Raw genomic sequence first — 25,832 nt, forward strand, 5'->3', positions numbered from 1 at the left:
GCTACCCACCTCGGTTACCCAGCGGTAATACGCTGGCCGCGCCTAACCGATGAGAATGCTGCGAGTGGCCCGTTCACCGCAAACTTCGCAGGAGTACAGCGGGGGCTAGACGCGGGCGAGCCAGATGACGTCGGGTTCGCCACGGGGCACGGGCACGTCCAGGGTGCGCACCTCGTTGAACCGGGCACGCAGGCGGCGGGTGAACTCCGGGCTGGCCGCGGCGCTCCACACCGCGAGCACCCCGCCCGGCCGCAGGCGCGCGGCGAGCAGATCGAGTCCGGCATCGCCGTACAACTCGGCGTTACCTTCGGTAACCGTCCATTGCGGACCGTTATCGATGTCGAGGCAGAGCGCGTCGAAACGCTCGGGGGTGTTCCGCAACCAGCGCACCAGGTCGTCCTGCACCAGCCGCACCCGTTCCTCGGCCAGTGCGTTCCCGTGCACCTCGCGCAGCGGCCCGGTGCGGTTCCAGCCGATCACCGCGGGCTCCCGCTCGACCACCACGACCTCGCCGATCCCGGGGTGGTCCAGCGCGGCGCGCAGCGAGTACCCCACACCCAGCCCGCCGATCAGCAGCCGTGCCCTTCCGGGCACCAGGTCCGCGGCCACCGTCACCAGCAGCCGCTCGGACTCGCCGTTGCGGGTGTCCATCAGGAACATCCCGTTCGCGATCACCTCTAGGTCGGCGTCCACACGGCGCAGCACCAGCTCGCCGCAGACGCCCTCGACCCGGTCCACCACCTCGGCCACCCGGTCACCCTAGCCAGCGGGTCACAGCCGGCTCCCCGCTGGTTCACACCGTTGCGAACAGGCCAAGGGTGGCCTCCGGGCGGATCCCGGCGAACTCCACCTCCCACAGCGCGTGGAAGGCGGCCTCCTGCTCACTGCGCGCCGCGACGGCGCCCGGGCCGGCCGGCGCGGGCGCCCGGGTGTCCGCGAGCACCTCCTTGGCCCCGGAACCGTCGCCGAACTGCTCCTTGCCCCGGCTCAGGATGTCCTCGGGCAGCCAGCCCGCGAAGGCACCGCGCAGCAGTTGCTTCTCCGCGAAGCCGGGCCCGGCCGCCTTGTGCTCCGGTGGGATGGACAGCGCCAGCTCGATCACGTCCTGGTCCAGGAACGGCACCCGCGCCTCCATACCGAAGGCCATGGTGGTGCGGTCACACCGCTGCAGGTTCAGCCGGTGCAGCTCACCGACGGTGCGCACCAGCTCGGCCTGCAGCGCCTCCGGTTCGGTGAACGGCTCCTGGTGGTAGTACGGGTAGCCCGCGAACAGCTCGTCGGCGCCCTCCCCGGTGAGCACGGCCGGCACCCGCTTGGCGGCGTACTCGGCGAGCAGCAGGTTCGGCACGGCGCTGCGCACCAGCGAGGGGTCGTAGTGCTCGATGGCGCGCACCGCGCGGGGCAGCGCCGCCAGCGCGTCCACCTCGGTCATCACCACCTCGTGGTGCTCGGTGCCGAGGTACTCCGCCACCACCCGGGCCGCGGCCAGGTCGGAGCTGTCGGGCGAGCCGATCGCGAAGGTCGGTAGCGGCCTGCCCGCGCGCCGGGCGTGCTCGGCGGCGACCGCGGCGATGATCGCCGAATCGAGCCCGCCGGAAAGGAACACGCCGATCCCGACGTCGCTCATCATCCGGTCCTCCACCGCGGTGACCACGGTCTCCCGGATCGACTTCAGCAGCAGCTCGTCCCAGGAGCCTGGCTCGGCGGCGCGGTGCGCGGGCCGCACCCTGGCTGGCACCGCGTCGGCGAACCGGACCAGCCCGCCCCGCCTGCTCCAGCAGTGCCCCGGCGGGAAGCTCTCCACCAGCGGACGGTCCCCCGGCTCGAAGGCACGCAGTTCGCTGGCGAACAGGGTCACGCCCTCCCTGCGGGCCCAGTACAGCGGCTTCACCCCGACCGGGTCCCGTGCCACCAGCAGTTCGCCCTCGCCGTCCAGGCAGGCCAGCGCGAACATCCCGCGCAGGCAGGCCAGCCCGGCCGGGCCGTCCACGATCAGGGCATGCAACGCGGCCTCGCTGTCCGAACCGGTTCCGAACAGTTCGTGTCCGAGTCGTTCCCTGATCCGGCCGTGGTTGTAAATCTCACCATTGGCCACCAAATAGGTTCCACCGGGCCCGGTGAGCGGCTGCCGCCCATGCTCGACGTCCATGATGGACAGTCTTTGGTGGCCGAGCCAGACGTTTCCGCGCTGGATCTCTCCGGTGTCATCGGGGCCGCGGTGCTCGATCCGGTTCAACATCGCGCGACAGGACTCAATATCGATGTCGCCCGTTGCGGCGACTATTCCACACACGGTGTGGCACCTCCTCGATCAACGAACGAGTTTAGTCGCCCATCCGGGCAAGTTGTGACTGAATTGCCTTGCCCGTCACACCTCGACGGCATCGCGGCCCGCTTTTACCCTTGGCCCTACGGAATTCCGCAATGTTTCTGGAGGTGACGTGTCATGCGCGCGACAGTCGGGGACGAGATCCTGGTGCACGGCCGCACAGTCGGCTCGGGGGAACGGCGCGGCGAGATCGTCGAGGTGCGCGGCGAGGACGGCAAACCGCCTTACCTGGTCAAGTTCAACGACGGCCATCAGGGGCTTGTGTTTCCCGGCTCGGACTCACAGGTGACCAGCCCGCAGCGCTGACCCCACACCAGCCCGCCGGCCCACGCCGGCGACAGGGCAGCGAGCACGACCGCACCGCTCGCGGAGATCACCGGCGACGGCCGTCGCGAGCCCCTGCGGTCGCTCGCCTGCCCAGCGAACCTCCTCGGCACTCTCTTCACCTTCTTCCCGCCGCGCGCACCGGCATACCCGTCCCACCGCCGTGGGGAGGGTCACGCGGTAACGGGATGACAACGGGACCGGATTCCGTTGCACTGGTATCGGGCAGTCCGGCGACACCGGGGTCAACGTCGGCTGCCTAGTTTTCGCTTGACGTCTGTATCGATACAGACCGTCCTGTCTGTCCGCTTTGAGAGGTTAGAGGGGAGAGCCGTGCCCGTCGCGCTGCTCGCACTCGCCATCGGTGCCTTCGGCATCGGTACCACCGAGTTCGTCATGATGGGCGTCCTGCCCCAGGCGGCCGCGGACTTCGGGGTGTCCATCCCGGCGGCCGGCTACCTGATCTCCGGCTACGCGCTCGGCGTGGTGATCGGGGCCCCGCTGCTCACCGCCGTGGCCGTGCGGTTGCCGCGCAAGACCATGCTGCTGGCCATGATGGCCCTGTTCACGGTGGGCAACACGCTGTTCGCGATCGCGCCGAACCACGAGCTCGGCGTGGTGTTCCGGTTCATCGCGGGCCTGCCGCACGGCGCCTTCTTCGGCGCGGGCGCCGTGGTCGCCTCCAGCCTGGTGGAGCGGGGCAACCGGGCCAAGGCCGTCTCGATGATGTTCATGGGGCTGACCCTGGCGAACGTGGTCGGGGTTCCGCTGGGAACCCTGCTCGGCCAGAGCGTCGGCTGGCGGGCCACCTTCGCCGTGGTGGCGTTGATCGGGGTGGCCGCCATGGCGAGCATCGCCAGGCTGGTGCCGCACCAGGGGCAGCCGCCGGAGCCCTCGCTGCGCGGCGAGCTCGGTGCCTTCCGCCGCCCGCAGGTGTGGCTGGCGCTGGCGATCGTGATGTTCGGGCTCGGCGGGGTCTTCGCCTGCCTGAGCTATGTGACGCCGATGCTGACCGAGGTCGCCGGGTACCAGCCGGCCACGGTGACGCTGCTGCTGTCGCTGGCCGGCCTCGGGATGACCCTGGGCAACTTCCTCGGTGGCCGGCTGGCCGACCGGGCGCTGATGCCCAGTCTGTACGTGGCGCTACTGGCGCTGGCCACGGTGCTCGCGGTGTTCACCGTGACGGCGGAGGGCAAGCTCGGTTCCGCGATCACGATCTTCCTGGTCGGCGTGGCCGGGTTCATGATCGGCCCGATGATGCAGGCCCGGATCATGGAGAAGGCGGGTGGCGCGCCCTCGATGGTGTCCGCCGCCGTGCAGTCGGCCTTCAACATCGCGAACTCGATCGGCGCCTACCTTGGCGGCCTGGTGATCGCGGGCGGCCTCGGGCTGGTCGCCCCGAACTGGGTCGGCGCCCTGCTCGCCGTGCTCGGCCTGAGCATCGCCATCGTCTCCGGAACCCTGGACCGCCGCGAGCTCGCCCCCACCCCCACCCTTGCCCCCGCGCGGAACGGTTAGCCCGCGAAACGCACTCCGCCGACCCCCGGGAAGTGCATTTCGCGGGCAAAATGTAGTGCCGGGCGGGCAGAGGGTGGTGCCGGATGGGGGTGAGTGAAGGGTGCGGGGCGTGGGTCAGCCGAAGGGGCCGCCGGAGATGGTGAGGGCGACGAACAGGATGATCGCGCCCAGCCCGGCGTAGCTCAGCATGTCCACCCCCCGGCTGCGGATGGCCAGCAGGCCGGCCTGTTCGTCGGAGAGCACGACCCGCAACACCGCCGCCACCAGCAACGCGCCGCCGATCAGGGCGGCGCCCTGGCGCCAGTGGTACAGCCAGATCCGGCTGGCCGCGACCACCACCAGCGCCATCACCAGGCCGAACGGCAGGTGAGCGAGGAAAGGGTGCCGGTCGCGCCGGTGCGAGGCCATCGTCATACCGTCTCAGGCCCCGGCGGCCCGCTCGGCGGCCTCGACCACGTTGCTGATCAGCATGGCCCTGGTCATCGGCCCGACCCCGCCAGGGTTCGGCGCGACCCAGCCCGCGACCTCCGCCACCCCGGGCGCGACGTCCCCGGCGAGCTTGCCGTCCACCCTGGAGACCCCGACGTCCAGCACGGCGGCCCCCGGCCGGACCATCTCCGGCGTGATCAGCCCGGGCACCCCGGCAGCCGCCACCACGATGTCCGCGCGGGAGACCTCGGCGGCCAGGTCGCGGGTGCCGGTGTGACACAGGGTCACCGTCGCGTTCTCGCTGCGGCGGGTGAGCAGCAGCCCGAGCGTCCTGCCCACGGTGATGCCCCTGCCGACCACGGTGACCCTGGCCCCGGCCAGCGGGACCTGGTAGCGCCGCAGCAGCTCCACGATGCCGCGCGGGGTGCACGGCAGCGAGGCGGGCTCACCGAGCACCAGCCTGCCCAGGCTCACCGGGGCCAGCCCGTCGGCGTCCTTGGCCGGGTCGATGCGGTCCAGGATCGCGCCGGAGTCCAGATGACCAGGCAGCGGCAGCTGGACGATGTAGCCGTGACAGGCCGGATCGGCGTTCAGCTCGTCGACCACCGACTCCAGCTTCTGCTGGCTGATGTCGGCAGGCAGGTCCCTGCGGATGGAGTTCACCCCGACCTTGGCGCTGTCGGCGTGCTTGGCCTTGACGTACCAGTGCGAACCGGGGTCGTCGCCGACCAGCACGGTCGCCAGCCCGGGGGTCACCCCCCGCTCGGCGAGCGCGGCCACCCGCGGTTCCAGCTCCGCGAAGATGGCGTTCTTGGTGGCCTTGCCGTCGAGAACAGTCGCCGTCACAGGCGCGATTGTTCCAAACCCGCGCACGTCCGCCACCGCCCGCCCAGCCGGCGCCCGACAAGCACTGGGCCAGCCAGGGGGACTTCCCCGATTCGTGCGGGTTAGCCCAGCCAAGGGCTACCGAAGTGGTACACGCAGTAGTCGTCTGCCCCATTCGACCGGCGGCCATCCGTGTTTATGCTGGTCCGGTCCGGTGATCGCTACCCCTCCGCAACCGCCCTCGGAAGAAGCCGTGCCGGTTGATCTCCGCCGGATTCGCCGCGATCCTCACATGTGCCGTGCATAAGCGTCGTCGACAAGTCAAGATGTTCGAGTGGCACAAGCGACCCAGCTGAACGCGACCGAGCAGGACACCCTGGTCAAACAGATTGGCCTGGCACTGCTCCGCGCGGCTCCGCGCGACTGGCAGCGTGTTACCGCGGAATACCGCGCGGTCGGCAGGTATCACGAGCTGACGGGGGAGATCGTCCTCGCCGACGGCTCGGCGGTGGAGTGGGTGGCCACCCACGACATCGCGACGCTGTTCGGCAGATTGCGCGCCGGGATGTACCGGGAGGGGCGCGGCACCTGGTTCAACGCTCGGTACCAGCTCGACCACCCCTCCAGCTACAACCTCGAGTACGACCGTGAGGAACCCAAGTGGGACCTCATGCCGCCACCCCAGGCCTACGCCGACGAGCTGCGGATGTTCCCGCGGACCGAGGAGAACGTGCCGGAGTGGCTGATGCGCCGGATGTCCGGGCTCGGGCCGGAGCGGCCCGGCCCGCGGTTCCGGATGGCCCGGATCTTCGACGGCGCCGGCCCTTCCGGTCGCCCGGTGATCAACCGGCCGGAACTGGACGTGGACGAGCAGGACCGGTTGCTGGGCTACCTGGACAGCGCCCCCGTGATCGTGCCCAGCCGGGGCTACGACATCGACCGGCTGGCCAGCACTCCGGAGGGCACGGTCCCGGTCGCCTTCCACAGCGACGGCGTGTGGATCTGGCCCGCCGCGGTGAACTACTACCTGCGCCAGTACGGGGTCGCCCCGGAGCCGGACCTGGTGCAGCACATCCACGACGCCGGGTTCGTCATCCCGGACGTACCCGAGCAGGTGCGGCAGGCCGCCGCCGCGCATGTCAACCGGGGTGCGGCGCCACCGCGGCCCCCCGCTCCCTCCGGCCCGCCGCCCGCGCCGCCGCAGCAGCAGGAGAGCCACCACCAGCCCGAGCCGCGGCCCGCCGCCGAGGAACCGCCGCCGGACGACACGCCGACCGAACCGCCCTACCGGGACGGTTACGACGGCACGCCCTACGCCGAGACGCGGTTCGACGAGCCCGACTTCCGGGATGAGGCCGAGCAGGACACCGACCTCAACCCACCGACCACGCTGCACGAGCCGGTGCAGCCGCCTGCCGAGGAGGACCGGTCACCCGGCGGGGACCCGGCCACGATGTTCAGCCCGGCGGTGGATGCCGGCCCGCCGACCACGGCCGTACCGCCGGTGCCTGCCGCTGACCCCGCGCCGCAGGCGGCCCCGGCCGCCGAGCCGCAGGCCCAGCCGCAGGACCACGTACCGGAGCCGCAGCCGCGGGAGCCCGAGCTGGACGACGGCGGCCCGCCCACCCAGGCCGGGCCGGCGCCGCTGCCCGCGGTGTCCGAGCACGCCGAGCCGATCCTGGAGGATCTGCAGGAGAAGCTGTACGAGCTGGGCGTCGACCCGGCCGGCTACCGGATCGGCGAACCGGCCGAACGCGGCTGGGCCGTGGAGGAGACCTCCTCCGGCTGGCGGGTCGGCTGGTACGACGGCGAGCTGACCAACCCGGCGGTTTTCGGGGACGCGGAGGACGCGGCCGCGTTCATGCTGGGCAAACTGCTGCTCGCACCGGACGGGAGCGTGCCGGAACACCCGGCGCCGCAAGCTCCGCAGGCGCACCAGGCGGCGCAGGCGTCCCAGGGGCAGCAGGCGCACCAGGCACCGCCGCAGCCGAACCAGGAGCGGCGGCCCGCACCTCCCCCGCAGCAGGCACCTCCCCAGCAGCAGGCGCCACCGCAGCAGCAGAAGCCGGTGCTGGCGACGCTGTCCCCGGAGGTAGCCACCGGGGTGCGTTCCAACCACGTCCGGGAGCCCGCGCCGGAGAGCCCGCCGCAACGCCCGGCGGCGGCGCCGAGCCCGCCACCGGCACCCGCCACCCAGGTCACCCCGCCGGTGAAGCCGAGGGAACCGGCCAAGGCGGCCCGGTCTTCCGGGCAGGGCGGCAGCCAGCAGTGGCCGATCCAGCCGCTGGAGGGCGAACCGCCGCTGACCCTGTTCCGCGGCAAGGAGATGCGCGAGCTGCCCGCGGGCAGCGAGCTGGACCGCTTCGGCGGCCCGAGCGGGAACCTCACCTACGCCGCGGGCACCCCGTTCGAGGAGCGCTCGCTGGTGCCGGAATGGGTCAGCAGGCCGTATCACGTGTACCGGGTGCAGCGCCCGCTGGAGGCACTGGCCGGGGTGGCCATTCCCTGGTTCAACCAGCCCGGCGGCGGGGCGGCGTACCTGCTGCCCGCCTCCATCGAGGAGCTGCTCGCCGAGGGCGACCTGATCGAGCTGGACCCGGGCGAGCCCCCGGTCGAGTAACCCCTCCGGCCGGGGTTTGGCCCCACAAGGGCACGGCCTCAGTGCACGATGAGCCCGTTCGCTGCGGCGTAGGCCACGGCGGTGTCCAGGTCCACCCGCGCCCCGGTCAGCCAGGCCTGACGGAGGGCGTCGGCGTCCAGCCTGCTGCCCCGCAGGTCCGCGCCCTCGAGATTGGTGCCGAGCAGGCGGGCGCCGGTCAGGTCGGACTCACGCAGGTTCGCACCGGAGAGGTCGGCCTCGGTCAGGTTCGCCTCCCGGAAGCGCAACCCGGCGAGCTCGCACCGGGCAAGCACGACACCGCCGAGCGCGGCGAGGGACAGGTCGGTCTCCCGCAAGGTGATCGGCCGCATCCGGCAGTCCACAAAGGACGAGCCGAGGAAGGAACAGCCGGACCATTCGGTCGCCGTCAGCACGGTGCGGGCAAAGGTGCACGAGCGGAATGCCGAGGTGGTGTGCCGGGAGTCGCCGAGGTCCACCCCGCTGAAGTCGCACTCGTCGAAGGTGCAGCCGCGGGTCACCAGACCGCGCAGGTCGGCCTCGGTGAAGTCACAGCGCAGGAACCGCCGGTTCGTCCACTGCTGCCCCGGCAGCACCGCATCGCGGTAGTCCTCGTCGGTCTCCGGTTCGCTCACTCCGTGAGCCTGCCACATCCGGTGGGGATCACCGGAAGTCCCTGGACTTGCTCGGAATCCGCATCGGCAGGTGCTGCAGGCGGTCGGCCAGCACGCTCACCACCCCGTCGGTGCGCTCGACCACACCGCGGATCAGCAGGGCCGGGCTGGAGCGAGCGATCCGGTGGTACCGCCGCCACAACCCGAGCGAGCACACGACGTTGACCATCCCGGTCTCGTCCTCGATGTTGAGGAAGGTGATCCCGCTCGCGGTGGCGGGGCGCTGGCGATGGGTCACCGCGCCGCCGACGAGTACCCGGGTGCCGTGTTCGATCTCGAGCAACCGGTCCGCGGGCACCACCCCGAGCGCGTCCAGCCGGGGCCGGATGAACTGGGTCGGGAAGCTGTCCGGGGACAGGCCGGTCGCCCATACGTCCGCGGCGGCGAGATCGGGCTCGTCCATCCCGGGCAGGGCGGGCGCGGCCATGCCCACGCTGCCACCCGGCAGCTTTTCCGGGCGTTCCTCGGCGACCGCACCCGCGGCCCAGAGCGCCTTGCGCCGGTCCCCGGTGAAGCAGCCGAAGGCACCGGCCGTGGCCATGGCCTCCACCTGCGGTGTGGTCAACCGGACCCGCCGCGCCACATCGGCCATATCGGTGAACGCCCCGTCCCGGTCCCGCTCGGCCACCAGCCGCTCGGCCACCGCCGTGCCGATGCCGCGGATCGTGCCGAGCCCGATCCGCACCGCCAGGCCGGACTCCCCGCGTTCCAGGGTGGCGTGCGGCAGGCTGGCGTTCACCTCCGGCCCGAGCACGGTGACCCCGTGCCTGCGGGCGTCGGCGACCAGGGACTGCGGGGAGTAGAACCCCATCGGCTGCGCGCGCAGCAGGCCGGCGCAGAACGCCTCGGGGTGGTAGCGCTTGAAGTAGGCGCTGGCGAACACCAGGTAGGCGAAGCTGAGCGCGTGACTCTCCGGGAACCCGAAGTTGGCGAAGGCCTGCAGCTTGCGGAAGATGTGCTCGGCCATCGGCTGCTCAACGTCGTTGGCCCTGGCCCCCGCGTAGAACCGCTGCCGCAGCCGCTCCATTTTCCGGCCCGACCGCTTGGCGCCCATCGCGTGCCGTAACTCGTCCGCCTCCGCGGCACTGAAACCGGCCACGTCCACCGCGATCTGCATCATCTGTTCCTGGAACAGTGGCACCCCCAGCGTCTTGCCCAGCGCGTTCGCCAGCAGCGGGTGATCGTGTTCCCACTCTTCCTTTTCCGTGTACCGCCGGATGTAGGGGTGCACGGAACCGCCCTGGATCGGGCCGGGCCGGATCAGCGCGACCTCGATGGCCAGGTCGTAGAACGTCTTCGGCGCCAGCCGGGGCAGGGTGGCCAGTTGCGCGCGGCTTTCCACCTGGAACACGCCGATGGCATCGGCCCGCCGCAGCATGGCGTAGACCTCGTCGTCCTCGAGGTCCAGCTCGGCCAGGTCGATCCGCACGCCTTCGTACTCCTGTACCAGGTCGATCATGTAGTGCAGCGCGGAGAGCATGCCCAGCCCGAGCAGGTCGAACTTGACCAGGCCGATGGAGGCACAGTCGTCCTTCTCCCACTGCAGCACGCTGCGGTCGGCCATCCGCGCCCATTCGATCGGGCACACCTCGCTCACCGGCTGGTGGCAGATCACCATCCCGCCGGAATGGATGCCGAGATGCCGGGGGAAGTCCTCCAGCGTCCCGGACAGCTCCAGCACCGCATCCGGGATGTCGTGATCGTGGTCGTGCTGGGTGGAGCTCAGCGGACCCCAGCGGTCGATCTGCTTGCTCCACGCGTCCTGCTGGCCAGGGGAGTAACCCAGCGCCCGCGCGGCGTCCCGCACCGCGGACCGGGCCCGGTAGGTGATCACGTTGGCCACCTGGGCTGCGCGCAGCCTGCCGTACTTGCGGTAGACGTACTGGATCGCTTCTTCCCGGCGATCGGACTCGATGTCCAGGTCGATATCCGGGTAACCGTCCCGTTCCGGCGCCAGGAACCGCTCGAACAACAGGTTCCACCGCACCGGGTCGACCTTGGTGATGCCCAGCGCGAAGCAGACCGCGGAGTTGGCAGCCGAGCCACGGCCCTGGCAGAGGATGTCATTCTGCTCGCAGAACCGCACGATATCCCAGACGATCAGGAAATAGCCGGGGAAACCCAGCCGCTCGATGATCTCCAGTTCGTGCGCGATCTGCCGGTATGCCTCGGATCTGTGTTTCGTGTGGTCATAGTGCCGGGCCGCCCCGAGGTAGACCTGCTTGCGCAGGTAACTCGCCTCGGTGTGCCCCGCCTCGACGTCGAACGGCGGCAGCCGCGGGGCGACCAGCTTCAGGTCGAAGGAGCACTCGATGCCCAACAGCGCGGCGCGCTGTACCGCGCCGGGGTAGCGGGCGAACCTGGCCGCCATCTCCCGGCCGGAGCGCAGGTAGGCCGTACCGGCCGCGGGCAGCCAACCCGCCATCTCGTCCAGGCCGCGACGTGCCCTGATCGCGGCCATCGCCGCGGCGAGCCTGCCCCGCTCCGGGGTCGCGTAGTGCACGGCGTTGGTGGCCACGGTGGCCAGCCCGGTTCGCGCTGCCAGTTCCACCAGCGCGTCATTGCGTTCGCTGTCCTCGGGTAGCCCGTGGTCGGTCAGCTCGACGAACACGTTGCCGCGGCCGAACAGCTCGATCAGTCTCCGCAACCGGGCCTCCGCGGCCGGGAGGCCCTGCTCGGCAAGGGCGCGCCGAACCCCGCCCTTGCGGCAGCCGGTGAGCACCGCGCAGCGCTCGTACACCTCGGCGGCGACGGATTCCAGGTCGTACACCGGGCGCCCCTTCTCCGCCCGGTGCTCGCCGGGGGCCACCTCCTCGTGCCCGGCGAGCTGGCCAGCCGTGGTGGCCCGGCAGAGCCCCGCGTACCCGGTGGCGTCCTTGGCCAGCAGCAGCAGGTGCTCCCCTTCCGGATCGGCGATCCCGTTCTGCGGTGCGGAGAGCCCGAGGCTCAGCTCGGTGCCGAACACCGTCCGCATCCCGAGGTCACGGGCGGCCTCGGCGAACCGCACCACCCCGTACATGCCGTCGTGGTCGGTGATCGCGACCGCGTCCAGCTCGAGCCGGGCCGCCTCCTCGACCAGTTCCTCCGGGTGACTGGCCCCGTCCAGGAAGCTGAAGTTGGAGTGGCAGTGCAGCTCGGCGTAGGGAACCCTGGCCCCGCTGCCGCTGTCGTCCGCTCCTCGCATCGCGCGCAGGTGCACGGGACGCAGGTAGCCCTCGCGCCGCCGGGTCCACGCGGGACTGTCCCCACCGTCCCCGGACCCCTCGGCCGGTGGCCTGCCGGACAGGGTTCGTTCCAGCTCCCGCCACGGGATCGGCGGGTTGTTCCAGCCCATGCGGGCACCACCGCGGCCCGGTCAGCCGGACCGGTTCTCCGGGGACACCCTGGGCGCCGGGATGTCCACCATGGCCAGCTCCCGGTTCGCCGCCGTGGTGGAGAGGCCGCGGCGAGTACCGTCTTCCGGCCGTCGCGGGGACCCCTTCGGGCGCCGCGGTTGCTCGCCGAACCCGGAGAAGTAGTCAGCGTTCATCAGTCGTACATCCCTTCTGCCGTCCACAACGGACGCTCGTCGGTTGGTTCGTTTCCCTGCCACACCAGCAACAGCGCTACTTCGGGCTGCTGGCCCGCGCTCTCCAGCAGGACCTGGACCCGCGCCAGCGCGCCCTTGCCTTCCGGGTCCCACCACTGCGCGGCCACCGGCCACGGCCCCGCCCAGTCCAGGACCCGCCGCTCGGCTCCGGTGCCGAGTGCCACCCGGTGCGGGGTCGCGGTGATCCGGTGCCGTTCGGTGATGCCCACCTCCGCGCCGGCGGAATCGGTGACCACCGCACGAACCGGCCGCTCGAACACGGTCGCCGGGGACGGCGAGGGCAACCGGCCCGGCCACGGTGCCCGCTGGTCACCCGCGGCGGCGCGGTCGTCTCCCCACGGAACGAGGCGGACCCGCTCGCCCGCGCCGCGGCCACCGTCGAGCACGGCGGTGACCACCCCGTCCGGGCCGAGTAGTCCCTGCACCCTGAGCAGTGCCCGGCCCGCTCGCTCGGTCGCCAGTGCCTGCTCGGCGCCCGGACCGCCGAGCGCGGAAGCTCCCTGCCACAAACCGAGCTGCAGCGACCGGCCCGCGACGGTCTCCTCCGGTTCCAGCCGGAGGAGGGACACCCCGGCCGTCGGCCGGTTCGCTTCCCCCGCACGCAGCCAGCCCTCGAACTGCCAGCGGACCCGGTCGGCGATCCCTTGCGGGGTAAGGGGTTCGGCGCACCGCCACACCCTGGTGAGCTGCTCGCCCCGTTCGGTCGTAGCGTGGATGCCCAGCCGGGTGCAGGCGAGGCCATGCGCTGCGAGCCCGCCGTGGAACCGTTCCGCCAGCGTCTTCGCCATGAATGCCGCGACGTCGATCCGTTCCAGCACGGGATCGAAGGTCTCCGTCACCGACAGCTCCGGCGGCGGCCGCCTGCGCTGCGGCGGGCGTTCGGACCGGCCCCGCGCCAGCCGGTGCGCGAGCACCCCGGCCGAGCCGAACCGGGTGGCCACGTCCCGCTCGGCGAGTCCGGCGAACGCGCCCAGGGTGCGCAGGCCGAGCCTGCGCAACAGGTCCACGAGCTCACCCCGGTCGGAACCCGGCTGGTCGAGCTCGGTGATGCTCAGCGGGGCGAGGAACCGCGCCGCCGCCCCGGCCTCGACCAGCAGGCAACGGTGCGCGGCCAGCACGGCTGCGAACAGACCGTCGGCGATGCCGACCTGGCATTCCACCCCGGCGTGCACGGAGACGTGGTCCAGCAGCAACTCGACGAGCTCGGGCTCCCCGCCGAAGTAGGCCGCGGCACCCCGCACCGGTACCGCGACCAGGCCGGGCCGCACCACCTCCACGCCGACGATCAGTTCCTCCACCGTCGCGGCGACCGGCTCGAACATGCGCGCATCCCGCCCGATGTCCTCGCCGAACACCACCAACTCGGGGCAGCGCGACTGTGCCTCCCTGCGCCGCATGCCACGCCGGACCCCGTTCGCCCGCGCGACCGCGGAGCAGGCGACCACCCGGTTGGCCGCGAACACCGCGGCGGGCAGGTGCGCGGGCACCCCCGCCGCCGTGGCGGCAGCCGTCACCGGCCAGTCGGGGCACCACAAGACGAGCATTCGTACCGGTACCCGCTCGCCGTCCGCGACCGCCCGCGATCCATCCGATGCGGTCGGTGCCGTCGTCATGTCACCCCACCTCCCCAAGGGCCCCGAGGTCACTGCGCCCCTCGGATGCGGTCGCCGCCACCGGGGTCACTCCGGTGGCGGCGACCGACCCGCCGGGCCCCGGCAGCTCCAGCTCCGCGCGAACCGGCCTGGCCGCGGCACCTCTGCCCGCGGCCCGCACCACCACATGCCGTTCGCGCAGGTAGCCGTAGCCCCCGTGAAGGCCGGACCAGCGCCCGGCCCCGCACCGCAGTTCCATGTCCGCACCCAGCCATGGACCAAGGGAGAGCAGTACGGAGCCGCGATGTCGCGCCCTCGCCGAGAGCCGTCGCGCTGTCCGGGACCCGGCCAGCTCGCCGGGTGGACCCACCGCCACGAGGTCCACGCCGTCGAGCAGGGCGGCGGTCGCCGCGGCGAAGTCCGCGCCCGGCCGCGGAACGAGAGCGAGCCTGCCGACCTCGACCCCGAGTTCCCCAGCGGCTACTACGCCGAGGTTCGGCATGCCCACCACCGCCGCCCATGACCCGCTGGCCGTGGCTTCGGCCAGCAGGGCCAGCAGCAACGATGTCGATCCCCGTACCGACACCGTGCTGCCCCTGCGGAGCCCGCCCTGGGGCAGCAGCTCCGCCAACTCCGCGAGCACCGGCAGGACCTGTCCCGTGGTCCGCGCGTGCTCGGCATCGACGGCCACATCGCTGGCCGTACTCACACCCGGTAACGAGGCCAGCCGGGCGACCGCCGGGGCACCGGGCATCCCCACCCCGGTGCCCCGGACACTGGTCGCCAACTCGCCCAGCACCAGCACCACCTCCCACACGACGACAGGCCCCACCGGCGGATACCGGGTGAGTCGTGGCTCACGCGGCACCGCTGATGCGTTCTTGTCCACCGCGGGGAAGGCAGTGGCTCGATCGAACGGGTGTTCGATCGAGACCCAGTCAACACCGAACGGCCACGGATGTCAAGTCGGCAGTGGCCGGGTACTTTCGTGCAGGTCAGGCGGCTAACCCGGGTTCGCGAGCAGCAAACTCACGTACGTGGATGGCAAACACGCGTACGTGGGCGGCAAACACGCCGGGGGAGCTAGGGGTCAGTGGGCGAAGTGGCGGGTGCCGGTGAGGTAGACGGTGGCGCCAACGGCCTCGGCGGCCGCGATCACCTCGGTGTCGCGCACCGAACCGCCGGGTTGCACCACCGCGCGCACCCCGGCGTGCAGCAGCACTTCCAGGCCGTCGGGGAAGGGGAAGAAGGCGTCCGAGGCGGCCACCGAGCCTGCCACCCGCTGCCCGGCGCGCTGCACCGCGAGCCGGGCCGAGTCGACCCGGTTCACCTGACCCATTCCGACGCCGACGGTGGCCCGGTCGGCGGCGAGCAGGATCGCGTTCGACTTCACCGCTCGCACCGCGCGCCAGGCGAAGACCAGGTCGGCCAGGGTGTCCTGGTCGGCGGGCTCACCGGCGGCCAGGGTCCAGCCCGACGGGTCATCGCCGGGGGCGTCGATCCGGTCCACGGTCTGCGCCAGCATCCCGCCGGAGATCGGGCGGAGCTCGGTGCGCGCCGCGGGGAACTCGGGCAGGCGCAGCAGCCGGATGTTCTTCTTCCTGCTGAGCACGTCCAGCGCCTCCGGCTCGAACCAGGGGGCGAGGACGACCTCGGTGAACACCTCGGCGATCTGCTCGGCGGCCTCGCGGGTGACGGTGCGGTTCACCGCGATCACCCCGCCGTAGGCCGAGACCGGGTCACAGGCGTGCGCCTTGCGGTGCGCCTCGGCCACATTCGCGCCGACCGCGATCCCGCACGGATTGGCGTGCTTGATCACCGCAACCGCGGGCTCGGCGAAGTCGTAGGCCGCCCTGCGGGCCGCGTCGGTGTCCACGTAGTTGTTGTAGGACATGGCCTTGCCGTGCAGCTGCTCGGCATGCGCCAGGCCGCCGCGATCGTCCAGGTACACCGCGGCCTGCTGGTGCGGATTCTCGCCGTAGCGCAGCACCTCCCCGCGCCGCCAGGTGGCGCCGGTGAAGTCGGGAAACCCGGAGTCGTCCGCCGGGGCGTAGGAATCGGCGAACCAGGAGGCCACCGCGGTGTCGTAGGCAGCGGTGTGCGCAAACGCTTGCGCGGCCAGCCGCCTGCGGTCGGCGAGCTGGAAGCCGCCCTCCCGGACCCGCTCGAGCACCCACTCGTAGCGGGCGGGGTCCACCACCACCGCCACACTGCCGTGGTTCTTGGCCGCGGCGCGCACCATGGCGGGCCCGCCGATGTCGATGTTCTCCACGCAGTCGGCCTCGCCTGCGCCGGATGCGACCGCCTGGGTGAACGGATAGAGATTGACCACGAGCAGGTCGAATGCGGTGATCCCGAGCTTGCGCAACTGTTCCACGTGCTCGGGCCGGTCCTGGTCGGCGAGCAGGCCTGCGTGCACCCTGGGGTGCAGGGTCTTCACCCGGCCGTCCAGCGACTCGGGAAACCCGGTCACCTCCTCGACCGGGGTCACCGGCACCCCGGCGTCGGCGATGACCTTCGCGGTGCCGCCGGTGGACACGATCTCCACGCCCGCCGCGTGCAGCCCGGTCGCCAGTTCGAGCAACCCCGTCTTGTCCGAGACACCGATCAGCGCGCGCCGGACCGGGCGCTGCTCCGCGGGGACGACCTGCTCGCTCACCTGATCCTCACCTTCCGTCCGTCCACCGTGCAGCCCGCACGGCTCAGCTTCGCGACCACATCAACCAGCAGCTCGCGCTCCACCGCCTTGATCCGCTCGTGCAGGCCGGCCTCGTCGTCATCGGGTTCCACCGGCACCGCCCGCTGGGCGATGATCGGACCGGTGTCCACCCCCGCGTCCACGAAATGCACGGTCGACCCGGTGACCTTCACCCCGGCCGCCATGGCGTCGGCGACCGCGTGCATCCCGGGGAAGGCGGGTAGCAGCGCGGGATGGGTGTTCAGCACCCGGTTCGGGAAGCGGTCGAGGAAACGCGGCCCGAGCAGCTTCATGAACCCGGCCGAAACCACGAGATCGGGCTGATGGGCCGCGACCGCCTCGGTGAGCGCCTCGTCCCATGCTGCCCGGTCGGGGTGGTCGGCCATGCGGACCGTGAACCGCTCGACACCTGCCCGCTCGGCCCTGGCCAGCGCCTCCACCCCGGGGCGATCGGTGCCCACCGCAACCACGGTGGCCGGGTAGCCGGTCCGCCCCGTCGCGTCCAGCAGCGCCTGCAACAGGGTGCCCGAGCCGGAGGCGAGTACCACGAGCCGGGTCGGGGCGGACAGCTGCAATCGGGTAGGCAGAACGGTCTCCTTGTCAGGCCTGCGCTCGGGGCGCCGGGTTCACCTGGCGAACCTCACCCTAGACGCCGCCCGCACGCCCGCTCCGGGCGGTCAATCCACCGGGTCACCGGGCTTGCCGGAGCCGTCGGCCGCGGCCGGTTCCTCGCCTGCCTGCCGCTGCTCGGCCTCGGCCTCCATATCGCCGTCCTCTTCGGTGTCTTCGCCTTCGGTGTCTTCACCGTCCTCGGCGCCATCGGCCTCCCCGGCCTCTCCGGGAGGCTCGGCGTCCTCTGCGTCCTCGGGCTCCTCTGCGTCCTCGGGCTCCTCGGGCTCCTCGATGAGGGTCACCGGCAGTTCGACGGTCTCCTCCTCCGGAGCGGGCTCGGCGGATGGCACGGGCGCGCGCGGACCGGCGAACCAGGCCACCGCCGCCCCCGGGATGACGATCCAGCAGAAGGCGGCGACGGAGAGGGTGGCGACCGGGACGGAGACCGGGTCGAAGGTCCCGCTGCCCAGCCGCCCGGAGGCCAGCGTGCCGAGCAGCACGACCCCGAATCCCACCAGCGCACCGGCGACCCCGACCGCACGCAGCCGCACGGCCGGGTCGGGGTCGATCCGGCGCAGTGACCAGCCGACCAGCGCACCCGCCGCGGCCGGCAGTGCCAGCAGCGCCAGCCACCAGCGGGCGTGTTCCTCGGGCAGCCCGGCGAGCACCGGCAGTCCGGGCACCGGACCGCCTTCGAGGCCGAACGCGCTGACCGTCACCGGTCCGATCGAGAACCCCGGCCCGGCGGCGAAGCCGAGGCCCGCGATCACCGCGTTCGGCAGGTAGCCGAGGCACAGCAGCAGCATGCCGGCACCGCTGCCGATACCGGGTGCGTTCAGCTGGAACAACTCGTGCATCGTCGGTGCCGCGAGTACCGAGCCCAGCGCGAAGACCAGCGCGCCAGCGGCCAGCAACCCGGCCATCCCCAGCGCGCCAGCGCGCAGCCCGTGCAGGGCCAACGGGTCAAGGTAGCGGCGGGCGGCGGCCAGCAGGCCACAGCGACCCGCCGACCCGATCCCGGCGGCCACGGCCGCCACCAGGCCGGGGATCAGGAACGCGGGCAGCGGATCGGCGTCCACCGGGGCGTCCCGGGACAGGGTCGAGACGACCGCACCGAACAGGGCGTGCGTACCACCCAGCACCCCGATCAGGGTGAGCGCCTGCCCCGGCTCGCGGTAGCCGAGCCGCTGCGCGGCACCGGCCGCGGTCCAAGCCACCAGCAGGCCGAGGCCGATCGTCGGCAACAACGGCAGCGCACCCAGCGGATGCCCGGTGAGCTGCACCGGGACCTGGTGGGCGGCGAGCCAGCCGGGCCCCGCGGCCAGCAGCACACCGGTCGTGGAGAAGTGCGCGCCCGGCGCCATAGCGGTGATCAGGGCGAGCAGGGCCGCGACGGCGGTGTAGCCGGTGACCAGCGGACCCACCGCGGTGGCCAGCAGGATCCGCAGCGTGGTGACCCTGGAGACCCCCGGATCCGTGGACGGATCACCTTGCCGCGCGGCATCCGCCGCCTCGGGGGGCGAGGTGATCAACTCCATGAGCGCACGATCGCATCGGGGTTGGGCCATCCGGGTGAGGCACGCCGCCGGGCGGGCATGGTCCCAGCCACACCACCCAATCGGGGCATAGCGAAGCCGCTGGGCGGCCGTGCTGCCGCTCGCGGATCAGCCCTGCTGGTTGAAGCCCCCCGGCGGGGTCTCCGGCTTACGCCCGGGCTCCTGCTGCTGCTCCTGGTAGAACTGCCCCTGCTGAGAGGCGTACTGGGTGGGCTGCTGGCCAGGGGTAGCCCCCGGCGTGACCGGCGGGCCATACGTGGTCGGCTGGTTGAAAGCCCCGGAGGCGGGGCCCTGAGGCGGTTGCGGCTGCTGCCCGTACGGCTGGCCGTAGGGCGAGTACTGCGCCTGCGGCCTCGGCGCGGGCAGCTTGAGCAGGTTGTGGTCGAACAACAGCGCAGCGACCGCCACCAGCATCTGCAGTACGCCCAGGATCAGCACCACGATCATGATGCCGGGGGTCTCGGCGTTCTCGTTGATCCCCACCATGGCGTCGATGGACTGGAACGCGCCGAGCACGCTGAACAACGCGACGAACGGCATCACCTTCGGCCCGTTCGGCAGCACCCGCAGCGCCGCGAGCAACCCGGCGACCAACAGGAACACGGTCGCCCAGCCGGCAAGCGATGCCTCATCGGAGAACCCCATGAAGTACTGCACGAGACCGAGCACGGTGACCGCGAGGCCGAGCAGAACCGCGATGTTCAAGGTGCCGACGGCACCACCGCCCTGCTGCCCCGGGTGGGCCTGCGGCGGGAACGGCCCGCTGCCCGGCCCCTGGGGCGGCTGCTGCTGTGGGCCACCACCCTGCTGGGAGTAGCCGGGCCCACTGCTCGGGAAGGTCATCCTTCTCTCCTGTCGTTCAGTCCTGGAAAAGCTAGCGCACCTGCGGATTCCGCGTGCCGGTAGTCCGACGCGACGCCGACCCGATCGGTTGCGTGGCCCTGGATGGAATCACCGTCGCATGCGAGCGGGGCCGGGCACCACCGCTGGTACCCGGCCCCGCGCACTGCCGCCTCTCCTACCGCTCGAGTGCCCCTAGTGCAGGCTCTTGTAGAGCTCGCGGGCGTGTTCGGCGGTTTCGGTGGGGGTTTTGCCGACTTTGACGCCTGCGGTTTCGAGGGCTTGTTTTTTGGCTTGGGCGGTGCCGCTGGAGCCGGAGACGATGGCGCCGGCGTGGCCCATGGTTTTGCCTTCGGGGGCGGTGAAGCCGGCGACGTAGCCGACGACGGGTTTGCTGATGTGGTGGTGGATGTAGTCGGCGGCGCGTTCTTCGGCGTCGCCGCCGATTTCGCCGATCATGACGATGACGTCGGTGTCGGGGTCGGCTTCGAAGGCGGCCAGGGCGTCGATGTGGGTGGTGCCGATGATGGGGTCGCCGCCGATGCCGATGGCGGTGGAGAACCCGATGTCCCGCAGTTCGTACATCATCTGATAGGTCAGGGTGCCCGATTTGGAGACGAGGCCGATGCGGCCGGTGTCGGTGATGGTGGCGGGGATGATGCCGGCGTTGGACTGTCCGGGGGAGATGATCCCGGGGCAGTTGGGGCCGATGATGCGGGTGCGGTTGCCGGTGGCCACGGCGTGGGCCCAGAAGGCGGCCGCGTCGTGCACGGGGATGCCCTCGGTGATGACCACGGCCAGCCCGATGCCCGCGTCGATGGCCTCGATCACGGCGTCCTTGGCGAACTTCGGCGGCACGAAGATCACGCTGACGTCGGCGCCGGTGGCGGCCATGGCCTCGGCCACCGTGCCGTACACGGTCAGCTCCTGGTCGTGGATGGTCACACTCTGCCCGGCCTTGCGGGCGTTGACCCCGCCCACGATCGTGGTGCCGGAGGCCAGCATCTTGGTGGCGTGCTTCATGCCCTCCGACCCGGTCAGGCCCTGCACGATCACCTTGCTGTCACTGTTGAGAAAAATCGCCATGGTGCTCAGGCTCCTGCCGCTGCCAGCTCGGCGGCCTTGTCCGCCGCGTTGTCCATCGTGTCCACCACCGTGACCAGCGGGTGGTTCGCCTCGGCCAGGATCGCCCGGCCCTGCTCGACATTGTTGCCGTCCAGCCGCACCACCAGCGGCTTGGCGGCCTCGTCCCCGAGGATCCGCAGCGCTTCCACGATCCCGGTGGCGACCGCGTCACAGGCGGTGATCCCGCCGAACACGTTCACGAACACACTGCGCACATCCGGATCACCCAGGATCACATCCAGCCCCGCGGCCATCACCTCCGCCGAGGCGCCACCCCCGATATCCAGGAAGTTCGCCGGCCTGACCCCACCATGCCGCTCACCCGCGTAAGCAACCACATCCAGGGTGGACATCACCAGCCCGGCACCATTCCCGATGATCCCGACCTGCCCGTCCAGCTTCACATAGTTCAGGTCCTTGGCCTTGGCCTTGGCCTCCAGCGGGTCCTCCGCCCGCTCATCCACCAGCCCCGCATGCCCGGGCTGCCGGAACGCGGCATTGTCATCCACGGTGACCTTGCCATCCAGCGCGATGATCCGATCCTGCGGATCCCGCACCAGCGGATTCACCTCCACCAACGTGGCATCCTCGGCCACGAACGTCTCCCACAGCCGCACCACCACCTCGGCGGCCGCCTCCTGAACCACCTCCGGGAACCGCGCCAACCGCACGATCTCCCGCGCCCGCTCCAGATCCACCCCGGCCAGCGGATCCACCGGCACCCGCGCCAGCGCCTCCGGACGCTCAACAGCCAACTGCTCGATCTCCACCCCACCCTCAGCCGAGGCCATCGCCAAAAACGTCCGATTCGCCCGATCCAACAGGAACGAGAAGTAATACTCCTCCGCGATCTCCGACGCCTCAGCCACCAGCACCCGATACACCCGGTGCCCCTTGATATCCATCCCCAAAATCCCCGCAGCCCTCGCCTCAGCCTCCCCAGGATCCCCAGCCAGCTTCACCCCACCGGCCTTACCCCGACCCCCGGTCTTCACCTGAGCCTTCACCACCACCGGACCACCAACCCCCTCGGCCACAACCCGAGCCTGCTCGGCAGTCTCCGCCACAGAACCCGGCAACACCGGCACTCCATGGGCAGCGAAGAGATCCTTCGCCTGATACTCGTAGAGGTCCACTCTCCAGTCTCCTGACGACACGCGACGTTGCTGTGCTCGGTGTCGGAACGCGACCCTCCCGGCACGGGCCCGTCTCCGATCCGGTTGAACGCCGACGACCCTAGCGACCTGCGCAGAGTAGGGGGACGGCGCGTCTGGTGAGGTCGGTCACCGAGGGTCATTCGACCAGCGTGACGGGCTGTGACCCGCCACACGCGCCACCCGATCGGTGACTTCGGGGCCGGTCTCCAGCACCACGAGACCAGGCAGCGCCGCCCGGATCCGGGCCAGGAACTCCCGGTCCGCATCGGCGGCCACGGTGACCCCCACCACGTCCGGGTCCTCCTGCTCGACGGTGCGGAGCACGGCGTCCACGGTGGGCAACCACCCGGCGTACACCACCTCCGCACCGGCGTCCCGCAAGGCGCGGGCCGTGCGCACGGTGACCGTGCCGGGCGGTTCGATGCTGGGCGGTTCTGTGACAGAGCCCGGTTCCACCAGCACCACCCGCGGCGGTGGCCCCGCCGCGGTCATCGGCGCTCGCGGTTGCCCACCAGTGCGATCCCCGCGGCCAGCAGCAGGGCCAGCACACCGGCCACGGCGATCCACAGGCCGGTGCCAGCACTCGCGCCGGGCATCCCGGACCCGGCCAACGGCAGTTCCGCGGCGCGCAGCCCCAGTACGCAGGCGGCACCCAGCAGCAATGCGGCGGCGCGGGGCGGCCGGCTGCGCGGGGCGAGCGCGGCGGCGCCGAGCACGGTGAGCAGACCGGCCAGCAGCCCGATCGACGGAGTGCCGAGGTTGGACCACAGCCCGGGGGCGGTGTAGTCCGGTGCGACGGCCACCGGCGTGCCGAAGGCGCCGACGGCCAGGATCGCCGCGGCGACCAGCGGCGCGGTCAGACTCGCCCCGGCTGTGCCGGGCGCCGCGCCGTCCGGGCCGTGCCCGCCGTCCTCGCGCTCCACCATCCCGGCCACCACCGAGCAGCAGGCGGTGAGCGCGGCACCGACCAGCGCCATCGACACCCACAGCACCCCGCGGCCCAGTTGCACCAGGTTGTTCTGGATTCCGGTGGCGGCCACGCCGGTGTCCAGGACGGCGGTGCCGGTGAGCAGCACCCCGGCCCAGGCCACCGAAAGGGCCGGGCGAACCCGCGCGGCCAGCCCCGGAACGAACATGCCCAGCGCGAGCACGCCGAACAGCACCCCGGCGACCAGCAGGGAGGTACGCGCCGGACTCTCCGGGGCCGTGAACGGCTCCGTGGCGACGAGCTGGTCGGCCAGCGCCCCTGCGATCGCCGCTGCCGCGGTCAGCAGGCCGAGTACCCCGGTGGCGAACTGCAGCCTGCCCAGCCCGGGCAGCCGGGCCTCGCCTGCCTCGGCGGTGTCTCCGGACCGGTCGGGCGACTCCTCGGCCGCGAACCGGACGCTGCCCAGCGCCACCAGTGCCAGCGCGGCCACCAGGGCCAGCACCGGCCCCGCACTGCCACGCAACCCGGGCAGCTGCCAGGAAACGGCCACCGGCAGGGCGTGCCCGGCGACCCCGATGGCCAGGCCGAACAACACACCCCTGGCCAGCCCGGTCACCCCCGAGCTCACCCCCACGGCCGCGGCCAGCGGCAGCGCGCAGGCCAGCAACAGGGAGCCGAACAGCGGAGCCGTCGAGCTCTCGAAGGCGCCCCTGCCGAGCAGGTAGAGGTCCTCGGAGCTGAACGGCGCCATGAGCAGACCGACCGAAGCGACCACGGCAATCGACACGGCCAGCGGCAGCCACCGCCGCCTGCCGGCCTCGGGCAGCCCGTCGTCCAGCTCGGGGCGGCGCCGGATCACCCGCACGGCGAGCGCCCCGGCGATGCCGATCGCGAGGTGGCCTGCCAGCAGCAGCCAGAAACCCGCGGCCGGTGGCGGTGAGGCCACCGTGCGTGGCAGGTACAGCTCGGGGCGAGCCGCGAGCGAGGCGTCGACCACGAACTGCAGGTCGAGCACGACGCTGCCGGGTACGAGCGCCGCCATCCCGGCCAGCACCCCGGCCGCGATCACCCTGCGCCCAGCCGCGGCGAGACCGAAGGCCACCGCCGCCGGGAGCGCCGCGAGCACGATCAGCATCGGCGCGCTGGTGAAGCCCGGCGAGCCGCCCTCGACCACGGGCAGGCTGACACCGACCGCGCGCAGCACGGCACCCGCGCCCGCCGCGGTCAGTACCCCCGCGAGCGGGATCCTGGGCCGCCCCGTCGCATCGGGCTCCCGCGTCGTGCGGCGCTGTTCATCCGTCGAGGCCATCGAGGGTTATCCGCAATCCGGTCTCGGGCGGCGGCCGAGGTGGCGGAGGACGGGGGCCGTCCCGTGCCCCGGCCGACCCTGTCCCTTCACCCGGTGGTCACGCGGGAACGGCGAGCCCGGCCGCGAGTGTGCGCCACGCTCGTTTCGCATCACGTCCATCGGTCATGACGCTAGCAAGCACCGCGATCTGTGATGCGCCATGTGATGGCCTCGGCGTGATGGGTCGCCGGGCGGTCAGTACCGGCCGTCTTCCGGCCTCGGTGGCGCCCGCGCGACGGGCGCGGCACGGCGACCCGGGGAAGGTTGGCCGCATGTAACACACGTCACACTGATTGGAGTAATCCGCGCTCTACCTTGAGTGATCCGCTGTAACGGCGGCGGCCAACCACTCCTCGTTTGGCCGACACGCCGATGGCATCTTGCCGACATCGGTGCCCCTTCGTTACTGTCCCCCGGTCCCCATTACAGTCAGATCACGAAGCGGACAGGCCTGCGCAGGCCAGGAGCGGTTCCCCCCGAAACCGTTCCCCGGGATCCCCCGCCCGGCGTCCGAAGATCTGGCTCCCCGAGTACGGAAGGCCCTGTCTTGGCTCGACACCGCTCCCCCGGCGGTCAAGCTTCGTCCCCGGCCTTGGATGACGCACACGACGGTGCGGTCGTTCGGGTCCGTGGTGCCCACCGGCTGCCCGCGCCGTCCTCGGCCCTGCGTGGCCGGGTCGTCGTCGCGGCTGTGGCCGCGGGCGCATTCGCCGCCGCCGCCGCTGGTCAGACCCTGCAAGCCGTCGGATCCTCGGACTCCGACGGGGTCACCCCACTGGCGAACTCGAAGGACGCCACCGCGGCGTTCGGTGTCGGCGGTGACGCCCCGGCCGGTGCGCCTGAGCTGCTCCCGGTTTCCCGGAGCACCGACGCCTCCGCCGAGGTACAGAAGCTCACCGACAGCGAGCAGGTGACCCAGGCGCGGATCGAGCGGGAAGCCGAGGCCAAGCGCAAGGCCGAGGAGGAAGCCCGCCGCCCGAAGGTCGTCGTACCCGCGCACGGCAGGTTCACTTCCGGCTTCGGTGCCCGCTGGGGCGGCACCCACTACGGCATCGACATCGGCAACTCCATCGGCACCCCGATCGTCGCCGCCGCGGACGGCACGGTGATCGAGGCCGGCCCGGCCAGCGGTTTCGGCCTGTGGGTACGTATCCAGCTTTCCGACGGCACGATCCACGTGTACGGCCACATGAACAGCTACTCGGTCAGCGTCGGTGACAAGGTCAAGGCGGGCGAGAAGATCGCGGAGATCGGTAACCGCGGCCAGTCCACCGGTCCGCACCTGCACTTCGAGGTGTGGCAGAACGGCAAGAAGGTGGACCCGCGCGCGTGGCTCGCCAACCGCGGCGCCTACCTCTGAGAACCGGCTCCCCGACAGGACTCCGTTGCGCGAGGCGAGCGGTGCTACTCGTCGGGTAGCCGCCGGATGAAGTACCCGATGGCCACCTGCCACACCAGGCAGAGCCGCTGCCGTCGGCATTCCCGGCAGCCGCCCGCGCCGCCGTGCAGGCGGAGCAACGTCCGCCAGGCAGCCGCCGTCCTACCCGCTTCCCTGGCCAGCGCTCCGTGTTCCGTCCGCGCGCTCGCCACGACCTCGTCGAGGTAGCGCCGGACTCCGTCGGAGACAAGCCGAAACCACGATTCGTCCACACTGCGGCCCCCTGTTCCGGA

At 71.8% G+C, this 25,832-nt stretch carries 22 protein-coding genes; 4 read left to right on the top strand and 18 right to left on the bottom strand.

All coding sequences use genetic code 11. The annotated features are described in order from the left end of the window. Positions 1-105: 105 nt before the first annotated feature. The gene (locus KOI47_RS30535; RefSeq protein ID WP_216210301.1) at positions 106-750 is read right to left on the bottom strand and encodes a spermine/spermidine synthase domain-containing protein; all 645 of its coding nucleotides are present in this window, start codon (positions 748-750) and stop codon (positions 106-108) included. Between the two features lie 43 nt (positions 751-793). Further along, a complete protein-coding gene (gene asnB, locus KOI47_RS30540; RefSeq protein WP_216210303.1) occupies positions 794-2,293 on the bottom strand; it encodes an asparagine synthase (glutamine-hydrolyzing) in 1,500 nt (499 codons plus the stop codon). Between the two features lie 153 nt (positions 2,294-2,446). Here asnB and KOI47_RS30545 point away from each other — a divergent pair, with 153 nt between their 5' ends. Together KOI47_RS30545 and KOI47_RS30550 are read left to right on the top strand one after the other, a co-directional pair. Next, positions 2,447-2,635, top strand: coding sequence for a DUF1918 domain-containing protein (locus tag KOI47_RS30545; RefSeq protein ID WP_216210305.1), 189 nt, complete (start codon positions 2,447-2,449; stop codon positions 2,633-2,635). A 351-nt stretch (positions 2,636-2,986) separates the two neighbouring features. Then, positions 2,987-4,171 carry an MFS transporter gene (locus tag KOI47_RS30550; protein ID WP_216210307.1) on the top strand — a complete coding sequence of 395 codons (1,185 nt, stop codon included), beginning with the start codon at positions 2,987-2,989 and terminating at the stop codon, positions 4,169-4,171. 114 nt (positions 4,172-4,285) lie between these two features. On the opposite strand, the gene KOI47_RS30555 is transcribed toward KOI47_RS30550, so the two are convergent. Further along, positions 4,286-4,585 carry a DUF3017 domain-containing protein gene (locus KOI47_RS30555; RefSeq protein WP_216210310.1) on the bottom strand — a complete coding sequence of 100 codons (300 nt, stop codon included), beginning with the start codon at positions 4,583-4,585 and terminating at the stop codon, positions 4,286-4,288. 6 nt (positions 4,586-4,591) lie between these two features. Next, positions 4,592-5,446: a bifunctional methylenetetrahydrofolate dehydrogenase/methenyltetrahydrofolate cyclohydrolase gene (locus KOI47_RS30560; RefSeq protein ID WP_216210312.1), complete on the bottom strand. Its 855-nt coding sequence runs from the start codon at positions 5,444-5,446 to the stop codon at positions 4,592-4,594. 313 nt (positions 5,447-5,759) lie between these two features. Between KOI47_RS30560 and KOI47_RS30565 the strand changes: the two genes are divergently transcribed. After that, positions 5,760-8,045 carry a TNT domain-containing protein gene (locus KOI47_RS30565; protein ID WP_216210313.1) on the top strand — a complete coding sequence of 762 codons (2,286 nt, stop codon included), beginning with the start codon at positions 5,760-5,762 and terminating at the stop codon, positions 8,043-8,045. A gap of 38 nt (positions 8,046-8,083) precedes the next feature. Here the strand turns inward: KOI47_RS30565 and KOI47_RS30570 are convergent, their stop codons facing one another. From KOI47_RS30570 to KOI47_RS30630, 13 genes are all read right to left on the bottom strand, one after another. Continuing rightward, positions 8,084-8,695: a pentapeptide repeat-containing protein gene (locus tag KOI47_RS30570; protein WP_216210314.1), complete on the bottom strand. Its 612-nt coding sequence runs from the start codon at positions 8,693-8,695 to the stop codon at positions 8,084-8,086. A 10-nt stretch (positions 8,696-8,705) separates the two neighbouring features. Further along, on the bottom strand, positions 8,706-12,050 hold the full coding sequence (locus KOI47_RS30575; protein WP_216210317.1) for an error-prone DNA polymerase: 3,345 nt from the start codon (positions 12,048-12,050) through the stop codon (positions 8,706-8,708). A gap of 21 nt (positions 12,051-12,071) precedes the next feature. Beyond that, complete coding sequence (locus KOI47_RS30580; RefSeq protein WP_216210319.1) at positions 12,072-12,245, bottom strand: hypothetical protein; 174 nt, start codon at positions 12,243-12,245, stop codon at positions 12,072-12,074. Continuing rightward, positions 12,245-13,849 carry a DNA polymerase Y family protein gene (locus KOI47_RS30585; RefSeq protein ID WP_216217666.1) on the bottom strand — a complete coding sequence of 535 codons (1,605 nt, stop codon included), beginning with the start codon at positions 13,847-13,849 and terminating at the stop codon, positions 12,245-12,247. Before KOI47_RS30585 ends, KOI47_RS30580 begins: the two co-directional genes overlap by 1 nt. Before the next feature lie 70 nt (positions 13,850-13,919). Continuing rightward, a complete protein-coding gene (locus KOI47_RS30590) occupies positions 13,920-14,651 on the bottom strand; it encodes a hypothetical protein (protein ID WP_232376942.1) in 732 nt (243 codons plus the stop codon). A gap of 336 nt (positions 14,652-14,987) precedes the next feature. Next, positions 14,988-16,556 carry a bifunctional phosphoribosylaminoimidazolecarboxamide formyltransferase/IMP cyclohydrolase gene (gene purH, locus KOI47_RS30595; RefSeq protein ID WP_216210321.1) on the bottom strand — a complete coding sequence of 523 codons (1,569 nt, stop codon included), beginning with the start codon at positions 16,554-16,556 and terminating at the stop codon, positions 14,988-14,990. Beyond that, positions 16,553-17,170, bottom strand: a complete 618-nt coding sequence (gene purN / locus KOI47_RS30600; protein WP_216210323.1) for a phosphoribosylglycinamide formyltransferase — start codon at positions 17,168-17,170, stop codon at positions 16,553-16,555. The genes purH and purN overlap by 4 nt, the downstream gene beginning before the upstream one ends. A gap of 102 nt (positions 17,171-17,272) precedes the next feature. Then, on the bottom strand, positions 17,273-18,745 hold the full coding sequence (locus KOI47_RS30605) for a cell division protein PerM (protein WP_232376361.1): 1,473 nt from the start codon (positions 18,743-18,745) through the stop codon (positions 17,273-17,275). Positions 18,746-18,871: 126 nt separating this feature from the next. Next, positions 18,872-19,606: a DUF5336 domain-containing protein gene (locus tag KOI47_RS30610; RefSeq protein WP_216210326.1), complete on the bottom strand. Its 735-nt coding sequence runs from the start codon at positions 19,604-19,606 to the stop codon at positions 18,872-18,874. A gap of 192 nt (positions 19,607-19,798) precedes the next feature. Beyond that, positions 19,799-20,689 (bottom strand): succinate--CoA ligase subunit alpha, encoded by an 891-nt coding sequence (gene sucD, locus KOI47_RS30615; RefSeq protein ID WP_216210327.1) that lies wholly within the window; start codon positions 20,687-20,689, stop codon positions 19,799-19,801. Positions 20,690-20,694: 5 nt separating this feature from the next. Further along, entirely contained in the window at positions 20,695-21,864 is a 1,170-nt protein-coding gene (gene sucC, locus KOI47_RS30620; protein WP_216208080.1) for an ADP-forming succinate--CoA ligase subunit beta, read from the bottom strand. Between the two features lie 147 nt (positions 21,865-22,011). Then, positions 22,012-22,377, bottom strand: coding sequence for a hypothetical protein (locus KOI47_RS30625; protein ID WP_232376362.1), 366 nt, complete (start codon positions 22,375-22,377; stop codon positions 22,012-22,014). Continuing rightward, positions 22,374-24,122: a hypothetical protein gene (locus KOI47_RS30630; RefSeq protein ID WP_216210329.1), complete on the bottom strand. Its 1,749-nt coding sequence runs from the start codon at positions 24,120-24,122 to the stop codon at positions 22,374-22,376. Before KOI47_RS30630 ends, KOI47_RS30625 begins: the two co-directional genes overlap by 4 nt. A 631-nt stretch (positions 24,123-24,753) precedes the next feature. On the opposite strand from KOI47_RS30630, the gene KOI47_RS30635 reads away from it, so the two are divergent. Then, entirely contained in the window at positions 24,754-25,521 is a 768-nt protein-coding gene (locus KOI47_RS30635; RefSeq protein ID WP_232376363.1) for a M23 family metallopeptidase, read from the top strand. 44 nt (positions 25,522-25,565) lie between these two features. On the opposite strand, the gene KOI47_RS30640 is transcribed toward KOI47_RS30635, so the two are convergent. Beyond that, a complete protein-coding gene (locus KOI47_RS30640) occupies positions 25,566-25,811 on the bottom strand; it encodes a hypothetical protein (protein WP_216210333.1) in 246 nt (81 codons plus the stop codon). Positions 25,812-25,832 lie beyond the last annotated feature (21 nt).

This window comes from Amycolatopsis aidingensis (assembly GCF_018885265.1).
GTDB lineage: Bacteria > Actinomycetota > Actinomycetes > Mycobacteriales > Pseudonocardiaceae > Amycolatopsis > Amycolatopsis aidingensis.

What these genes read in the sequence shown, in the direction of transcription:
- KOI47_RS30590 (WP_232376942.1), bottom strand. Translation starts at nt 14,651, where the DNA reads ATGCCCGGTGCCCCGGCGGTCGCCCGGCTGGCCTCGTTACCGGGTGTG.
- KOI47_RS30545 (WP_216210305.1), top strand. Translation starts at nt 2,447, where the DNA reads ATGCGCGCGACAGTCGGGGACGAGATCCTGGTGCACGGCCGCACAGTC.
- KOI47_RS30575 (WP_216210317.1), bottom strand. Translation starts at nt 12,050, where the DNA reads ATGGGCTGGAACAACCCGCCGATCCCGTGGCGGGAGCTGGAACGAACC.
- KOI47_RS30585 (WP_216217666.1), bottom strand. Translation starts at nt 13,849, where the DNA reads ATGCTCGTCTTGTGGTGCCCCGACTGGCCGGTGACGGCTGCCGCCACG.
- KOI47_RS30555 (WP_216210310.1), bottom strand. Translation starts at nt 4,585, where the DNA reads ATGACGATGGCCTCGCACCGGCGCGACCGGCACCCTTTCCTCGCTCAC.
- KOI47_RS30605 (WP_232376361.1), bottom strand. Translation starts at nt 18,745, where the DNA reads ATGGAGTTGATCACCTCGCCCCCCGAGGCGGCGGATGCCGCGCGGCAA.
- KOI47_RS30630 (WP_216210329.1), bottom strand. Translation starts at nt 24,122, where the DNA reads ATGGCCTCGACGGATGAACAGCGCCGCACGACGCGGGAGCCCGATGCG.
- KOI47_RS30580 (WP_216210319.1), bottom strand. Translation starts at nt 12,245, where the DNA reads ATGAACGCTGACTACTTCTCCGGGTTCGGCGAGCAACCGCGGCGCCCG.
- KOI47_RS30570 (WP_216210314.1), bottom strand. Translation starts at nt 8,695, where the DNA reads ATGTGGCAGGCTCACGGAGTGAGCGAACCGGAGACCGACGAGGACTAC.
- KOI47_RS30610 (WP_216210326.1), bottom strand. Translation starts at nt 19,606, where the DNA reads ATGACCTTCCCGAGCAGTGGGCCCGGCTACTCCCAGCAGGGTGGTGGC.
- KOI47_RS30625 (WP_232376362.1), bottom strand. Translation starts at nt 22,377, where the DNA reads ATGACCGCGGCGGGGCCACCGCCGCGGGTGGTGCTGGTGGAACCGGGC.
- sucD (WP_216210327.1), bottom strand. Translation starts at nt 20,689, where the DNA reads ATGGCGATTTTTCTCAACAGTGACAGCAAGGTGATCGTGCAGGGCCTG.